At 39.2% G+C, this 8022-nt stretch carries 6 protein-coding genes; 5 read left to right on the top strand and 1 reads right to left on the bottom strand.

What is annotated here, in order from left to right:
• The coding region (locus NAT51_RS19390; RefSeq protein WP_250601742.1) for a T9SS type A sorting domain-containing protein at window positions 1–2451 on the top strand (2451 nt) is incomplete at its 5' end.
• A gap of 71 nt (window positions 2452–2522) precedes the next feature.
• Here NAT51_RS19390 and NAT51_RS19385 read toward each other — a convergent pair.
• Window positions 2523–3662 (bottom strand): acyl-CoA dehydrogenase, encoded by a 1140-nt coding sequence (locus NAT51_RS19385; protein WP_250601740.1) that lies wholly within the window; start codon window positions 3660–3662, stop codon window positions 2523–2525.
• A gap of 91 nt (window positions 3663–3753) precedes the next feature.
• Between NAT51_RS19385 and NAT51_RS19380 the strand changes: the two genes are divergently transcribed.
• The 4 genes from NAT51_RS19380 to NAT51_RS19365 all read left to right on the top strand — a co-directional run bounded on the left by NAT51_RS19380 (window position 3754) and on the right by NAT51_RS19365 (window position 7797).
• Complete coding sequence (locus NAT51_RS19380) at window positions 3754–4830, top strand: anhydro-N-acetylmuramic acid kinase (protein ID WP_250601738.1); 1077 nt, start codon at window positions 3754–3756, stop codon at window positions 4828–4830.
• A gap of 66 nt (window positions 4831–4896) precedes the next feature.
• Window positions 4897–5472: a chalcone isomerase family protein gene (locus NAT51_RS19375; RefSeq protein WP_250601734.1), complete on the top strand. Its 576-nt coding sequence runs from the start codon at window positions 4897–4899 to the stop codon at window positions 5470–5472.
• Between the two features lie 105 nt (window positions 5473–5577).
• Entirely contained in the window at window positions 5578–6804 is a 1227-nt protein-coding gene (locus tag NAT51_RS19370) for a Glu/Leu/Phe/Val dehydrogenase dimerization domain-containing protein (RefSeq protein WP_250601732.1), read from the top strand.
• 75 nt (window positions 6805–6879) lie between these two features.
• Entirely contained in the window at window positions 6880–7797 is a 918-nt protein-coding gene (locus NAT51_RS19365; RefSeq protein ID WP_250601730.1) for an energy transducer TonB, read from the top strand.
• Window positions 7798–8022 lie beyond the last annotated feature (225 nt).

Below are 8022 nucleotides of genomic sequence, written 5' to 3'. Positions count from 1 at the left end.
CAGTTCGTGACCAATAATGATGGTTGTGCTGCTGTGGCCCAATTCAGTGGAGATCCTAGAGTGGCACCGAGTCTATGTACCGGAGGTACTGTGAATGTAACATACAGCATTGCCGATAACTGTAGCCAGGACAGTGTTAGTGCCAGCTTTACCTTGAATGGTGAAGCCGACGTTGATGTTTCAGGCCCTGGTAATCTGGTAAAAAGCCAGTGTGATTACACCAATCAGGCTGATTTGGATACTGCCTTTGCTGCATGGTTAGCACAGTTCGTAACCAATAATGATGGTTGTGCTGCTGTAGCCCAATTCAGCGGTGATCCTAGAGTGGCACCGAGTCTATGTACCGGAGGTACGGTGAATGTTACTTACAGCATTGCTGATAACTGTAGCCAGGACAGCGTTAGTGCCAGCTTTACCTTAAATGGTGAAGCCGACGTTGATGTTTCCGGCCCGGGTAATTTGGTAAAAAGCCAATGTGATTACACCAATCAGGCTGCTTTGGATACTGCCTTTGCTGCATGGTTAGCACAGTTCGTGACCAATAATGATGGTTGTGCTGCTGTGGCCCAATTCAGTGGAGATCCTAGAGTGGCACCGAGTCTATGTACCGGAGGTACTGTGAATGTAACATACAGCATTGCCGATAACTGTAGCCAGGACAGTGTTAGTGCCAGCTTTACCTTAAATGGCGAAGCCGACGTTGATGTTTCCGGCCCAGGCAATCTGGTAAAAAGCCAATGTGATTACACAAACCAAGCTGCTTTGGATACTGCCTTTGCTGCATGGTTAGCACAGTTCGTAACCAATAATGACGGTTGTGCTGCTGTAGCCCAATTCAGTGGAGATCCTAGAGTGGCACCGAGTCTATGTACCGGAGGTACGGTGAATGTAACATACAGCATTGCCGATAACTGTAGCCAGGACAGCGTTAGTGCGAGCTTTACCTTGAACGGTGAAGCCGACGTTGATGTTTCCGGCCCTGGTAATGCTATTCACAGTCAATGTGATTACGCAAATCAGGCTGCTGTTGATGCTGCATTTGCTGCTTGGTTAGCGCAGTTCGTAACCAATAATGATGGTTGTGCTGCCGTAGCCCAATTCAGTGGAGATCCTAGAGTGGCACCAAGTTTATGTGACGGAGGAGTAGTGAACGTGACTTACAGTATTGCTGACAATTGTAGTCAGGATAGTGTGAGTGCCAGTTTTACACTTAATGAAGCTCAGGAACTTACTGTAACCTGTCCGCCTAATGTTGTGTTAACTTGTAGAGATGATGCGCAGGCTGCCTTTGAAGCTTGGATCAATGGATTTAGTTTCGCCGGAGGTTGTAACCCTGTAGGAACAGATTTATCAACTTATGAGTTGCCTAAACCTGGACAATCAGTTACGATAACGTATTCTGCTCAGGATAATTGCGATTTTGAATCTTGTACATCAACATTTGAAGTGCCAATTTGTACTCAGACACATTGTACCTATACTCAAGGTTACTACGGAGAGTTAAACGGATCAGCCTGTACACCTGATGGTCTGCCAACTTATGATCATCAAATTATGATCAACGCAATCAATCAGGCCGGAGGCACATTTAATTTTGGTAGTACCGTCACCGGTAACTACTTTACGTTAAAAGCTTCCGATGTTTATGGTAATCCGGATCCGACTCAAAACAACGCATTTGTGATGTTGCCTGGAGGAGGAACTCCTAGAGCATTAGTTGGATTTGCGACTTATGATCAATTTTCAACTTGGTCTGACGGTGATCCATTGAATGCAGGAGGATCAAATAAAGGACGCATTAACAATAACTTGTTAAGCCAAACCATGGCGATGTTCTTCAATTTATCTCTTGATCCGGCTTTAGGAGATGTTGTATTAACTAAAGTAATCGCTACATCTGATGTCGATTGTGGAAGTAATACGCCTAATCCTAGAAGTTACAGTGAGTTTACTATTTCGTCTTCTGTGATTGATTATCTGAATGCTAATTATCCAGGTGGTGCAACAGTTGCTAATTTATTCCTTTTGGCAAATAAAGCACTTGGTGGTGGAAATATCGGAGCATTGACACATTCAAACGTTAATAACGCGGTTGATGCAATCAACAGAGGATTTGACGGTTGTAGAATACAGGTACCAGTGAGAATAAATACAGCTGTACCTGCTTTGACTCCTATAACTCCGCTTACAGAGCCAATTTTCACAGCTTATCCAATTCCTTTCAGAGATGTATTGAACATCAGATATGATTTCGATTATAAATCAGATGTGAATATCGAAATCTATGATACGAAAGGAGCATTGTTGATGACTGAGAGAGATACCGATGCTTATCCGAACAAAGAAATTTCAATCCGTCCTAGATTCAACAGAGGTGACGGTCAGTTATTCTTTGTGAAACTGGTTACCAATAAAGGAGTAAGCATTAAAAAAGTTATTTCCGAAAAATAATCAAATAATCTATTTAAAAAGAAAGCCCTTCTAGTGATAGAAGGGCTATTGCTTTTAGTGTGTCTGTAAAATTATTTTACTAAACCTCTTGATATTACAATACGTTGAATTTCAGAAGTACCTTCATAAATCTGGGTGATTTTAGCATCTCTCATCATTCTTTCTACGTGGTATTCGCTTACATAACCGTTTCCACCATGTACTTGAACAGCTTCCACAGTAACGTTCATAGCTGTTTCAGAAGCAAATAATTTAGCCATTGCACCTGAATGTGAAATATCCTGTCCGGCATCTTTTTCAGAAGCTGCTTTGAAACACAACATTCTTGCAGCTGTGATTTGGGTAGCCATATCCGCTAATTTGAAAGCGATAGCCTGGTGTTGGAAAATTGGTTTTTTGAATGCAACACGCTCCTGAGAATATTTTAAAGCTAATTCGTAAGCTCCCTGAGCAATACCTAATGCTTGTGATGCAATACCAATACGTCCACCGTTTAAAGTAGCCATAGCGAAAGCAAATCCGAATCCGTCTTCACCGATTCTGTTTTCTTTCGGTACTTTTACATCTGAAAACATTAAAGAATGCGTATCAGAACCACGGATACCCATTTTCTTTTCCTTTGGTCCGATTGAAAAACCTTCCCATCCTTTTTCAACAATAAAAGCGTTGATTCCTTTGTGGCCTTTTTCGATATCAGTCTGTGCAATTACAAGATATGTAGAAGCTGTTCCACCATTGGTGATCCAGTTTTTAGTACCATTTAATAAGTAATGGTCACCCATGTCGATTGCAGTAGTTCTTTGAGAAGTAGCGTCAGATCCGGCTTCGGGCTCAGACAAACAAAATGCACCAATTACTTCACCTTTGGCAAGCGGCACTAAATATTTTTGTTTTTGCTCTTCAGAACAGTATTTTTCCAATCCGGCACAAACCAAAGAGTTGTTAACCGACATGATTACTGCTGCAGAAGCATCAACTTTAGCAATTTCTTCCATTGCTAAAACGTAAGAAACACTGTCTAAACCAGCTCCACCGTATTTTGGATCTACCATCATTCCTAAAAATCCAAGCTCGGCCATTTTTTTAACTTGCTCAGCAGGGAATATAGAATGTTCGTCTCTTTCAATAACACCAGGTAATAATTCATTTTGGGCAAAATCTCTTGCCGCCTGTTGAATCATTAATTGTTCTTCGCTTAAAGTAAAGTTCATCTTATTGTTCAATTTTGTTGTTGAGTTTTTTAAAGTTCCCAAAGATAGACATTTATAGCAATTTTTCAAGAAGAATGATTAATTTTAACCCATGTTAAAAGAGAATTACAACGTTGTAGGAGTTATGTCAGGAACTTCACTTGACGGAGTCGATTTAGCTCACATCGAATTTACTGTTGAAGGTCAAAAATGGGATTTTACTATTTTAGAAAGCGAAACTGTAGCTTATACTGATGAATTGGTTGAAGAGTTAAAATTGGCCGTCGATTTTTCTGAAAATGAATTGAAAAATTTAAACGAAAAGTATACCAGAGTACTGGGAAATATAATTTTTGATTTTATCCGAAAGTATAATTTGAAAAATCTTGATGCTGTCTGCAGTCACGGCCATACCATTTTGCATCAACCGCAAAATGGATTGACACTTCAGATTGGAAATTTAAAAGAAATTGCTGATTTAATTGGTGAAAAAACAGTTTGTGATTTCAGGGTTCAGGATGTTAAATTAGGTGGACAGGGCGCGCCATTAGTACCTATTGGCGACCGAATTTTATTTTCGGAATATGATTATTGCCTGAATTTAGGAGGTTTTTCAAATGTTTCTTTTGAAGATGCTGGTAAAAGACTGGCCTTTGATATAGCGCCTGTTAATACGGTTCTAAACTTTTATGCTGAAAAATTAGGATTCAAATACGATAATAAAGGACAAATTTCAGAAGGTGGTACTATTTCTCCTTTATTGTTGTCCGAATTGAATGATTTGGATTTCTATAAACTAAAACACCCGAAATCACTCGGATTTGAATTTGTAAAGACGGTTGTTCTCCCTTTAATTGAGAAGTATGAAATTCCGACGGAAGATAAATTGGCCACTTTTACTGAGCATATCGCTTTTCAGATAAGTGAAGCATTACAGAAAAAAAATACTAAACTGCTCATAACCGGTGGAGGTGCCTATAACGATTATTTAATTCAAAGGATACAACATTATCTCCCCTCCATGGAAATTGTAATTCCGGATGCTAAAACAATTGAATTTAAGGAAGCTCTGATCTTTGCATTACTGGGTGTTTTACGGCTTAAAAATGAAGTAAATGTGCTTTCAAGTGTCACAGGTGCAACTCACGATCATTGTTCTGGCATAATTTTTGGTGTAGGCGTAAAATAATTTTTAAAGTTTATCGTTCAGATGTTTAATAAAAAAATTACCTTTGCACACCCAAAAGAATTAGCAATGAAAAAGACAATTTTAATGACATTATTATTTTTAATGTCTGGCTTAGTTTCACAAGCACAAAATCAATTTGAACAAGATGGAGTAGCGATTCCAAGATCTATCGAAGTTCAGAAAAAACCACTACAGCTTAATGGTTACGGAACAAGATCAAAAGCATGGATTGATGTTTATGTACAGGCTTTGTATCTTTCACAATTATCTCAGGATGCGTCTTTTATCTTGGAAAGCGAGATGGATATGGCAATCAGAATTGAGATTATCTCAAAATTGGTTACTTCTCACAAACTGACTAAAAACATGGAGAACGGTTTTGAAAAATCATGTGGGGATAATCATGCAGCAATGCAACCTAGAATTGAAATGTTGAAATCAATGTTGGCTGATAAAATTGTTGAGAAAGATGTTTTCATCTTAGCTTATAATGGTTTGGAACAAGCTACTTTTGTTTACAAAAACAATGAATTGAAAGGGAAAATCCCGGGATTGGATTTCAAAAAAGCATTATTTGGAATCTGGTTGGCTGAAAACCCTGCTGATAAAGACTTAAAAGAAGAGTTGTTAGGTAAAAAATAACAATTTTTACATAAAATAAAATGAATAACTTCCTTAAAGCTATTTTTAAGGAAGTTATTTTTTTTAAATTTGCCCAACTTTAAGAAAAACACAACACTATAAACCATGAAAGAGCTTTTAAAGAAATTCGAAAATAAAGAACCAGAAGTAGTATTCCATTGGAAGGATCCTGAAACAGATGCAGAAGGATGGACGGTAATCAATTCATTAAGAGGCGGTGCAGCCGGAGGGGGAACCCGTATGCGTAAAGGATTGGATATGAACGAAGTTTTGTCATTGGCAAAAACTATGGAAGTTAAATTTTCGGTTTCGGGACCGGCTATCGGTGGAGCTAAATCGGGAATTAATTTTGATCCGGCAGATCCAAGAAAGCAAGGGGTTTTGCAACGTTGGTATAAAGCGGTTTCTCCTTTGTTGAAAAGTTATTACGGTACCGGAGGTGATTTGAATGTAGATGAAATCCATGAGGTAATCCCAATGACGGAAGAATGTGGTGTCTGGCATCCGCAGGAAGGTGTTTTCAACGGACATTTCAAACCAACGGAAGCAGATAAAATCAACCGTATCGGACAATTGCGTCAAGGTGTGGTTAAAGTGATCGAGAACACGACTTTTTCTCCTGATATCAACAGAAAATATACGGTAGCCGATATGATTACCGGTTATGGTGTGGCTCAGGCTGTACGCCATTATTATGATATTTACGGTGGAACTGTTGTTGGTAAAAAAGCAATTGTTCAGGGATTCGGAAATGTGGGTTCTGCAGCCGCTTTTTATTTGGCTGAAATGGGAGCCAAAGTGGTTGGTATCATCGACAGAGATGGTGGTGTGATCAATGAAAACGGATTCTCTTTCGAAGAAATCAGAAGCTTATTCCTGAAAAAAGACGGAAATAAATTAGTAGCAGATAATATGATTCCTTTTGAGGAAATCAATGCTAAAATATGGTCAATCGGTGCTGAAGTATTTGCACCGTGTGCAGCGTCACGTTTGGTAACCAAAGAACAGGTGGATAATATGATTGCTTCGGGATTGGAAGTGATTTCATGTGGTGCCAATGTTCCGTTTGCGGATAAAGAAATTTTCTTCGGTCCGATTATGGAAGATGTGGACAGCAAAGTGAGTTTAATTCCTGACTTTATCTCAAACTGTGGTATGGCACGTGTTTTTGCGTACTTCATGGAGAAGAAAGTACAAATGACAGATGAGGCTATTTTTAATGATACTTCGGATATCATTAAAAAAGCTATTGAAAAAACACATGCATCAGGAAGTGATAAAAAGAATATCAGTGCAAGAGCTTTTGAAATAGCATTGAAACAATTGGTATAATTATTGCTTTTTTGTTCTTGAACATAACAAAAAAATAGTATTTTCGTTACTATAGTGTTATAAAGAACTTATACAATGCAAACATTAGAATTATCAGCAAAAGAAAAGAGAAAATCATTGGTTTTGACCGTGGTGATTTACGCTTTGTTTTTGCTGATTTTGTTTTTTATACGGTTTTGGCCTCCCAATAATGTCAAAGATTTAGCTTTACTTGCCGGAGGTGGAGGTGGAGGCGGAGTGACCATTAATTTCGGAAACAGTGATTTTGGTTCGGGGAAAGATTTTCAAAGCGAAGAACTGGATGTGAAAACCGTGAAAGCTGTTGCAGCCCAATCAGAACCTGATGAGGATATTATTTCAGGTGAAGCTGATGATAACGAGGCGGTAAATATCCCGAAAAAAACAAATCCCGTAAAAGTCACAAAACCGAAAGTAAAAATCGATCCGAAACCGGTTGCCGAAACAAAACCGAAAGTGAATAAAAATACTAACGATGCTTTGTCAAGTATCTTAGGCGGATCCAAAAAAGGCGGTGACGGTGATGATTCGCGTTCCGGAAATAAAGGAAAAACCAACGGAAGTTTGGGATCCAATGATTACTACGGAAGCGGAGGCTCCGGAGGAGGAACAGGTGGCGGTAACGGTACCGGAAACGGAACAGGCACCGGAAGTGGTTCGGGGTCTGGATCAGGAGGTGGCTCCGGAAGCGGAAGCGGAGGCGGAATTGGGTATTCTTTAGGAAACCGAAAAGCGTTGTCGAAACCACAGCCAAGATATACCTGTAATGAAGAAGGGCGTGTTGCGGTTAGAGTTACGGTTGATAAAAGCGGTAATACCATTGCTGCCGAACCAGGTGTAAAAGGAACTACAAACACAGCTTCTTGTTTGTTGCAGCAGGCTAAAATTGCTGCTATGAACACAAAGTGGCAGGCAAGTGCTGATGCGCCTGATAAGCAAGTTGGTAATATTATTTACAACTTTAGTCAGAATTAATTGATTATAGATTGCATAATAAAAAAACCGACTCATTTAAAGGTCGGTTTTTTTTATATGTTATTGTCCCGTCCTGAAATAGCGATACAATAAAAAAGAATCGACATGGAAAGACATGACACTTATGTAAAGCGCACCCAGAAGGATTATACGCTAAGTCTAAAGATCCAGATTGTAAAAGAGATTGAATCAGGTGAGTTGTCAGCTTATTCGGCCCAGAGGAAA

Source organism: Flavobacterium amniphilum, assembly GCF_023634845.1.
GTDB classification, from domain to species: Bacteria; Bacteroidota; Bacteroidia; order Flavobacteriales; family Flavobacteriaceae; genus Flavobacterium; species Flavobacterium amniphilum.
The sequence above is the reverse complement of the archived record's forward strand: the minus strand, read 5'-3'. Positions and strand labels throughout refer to the sequence as shown.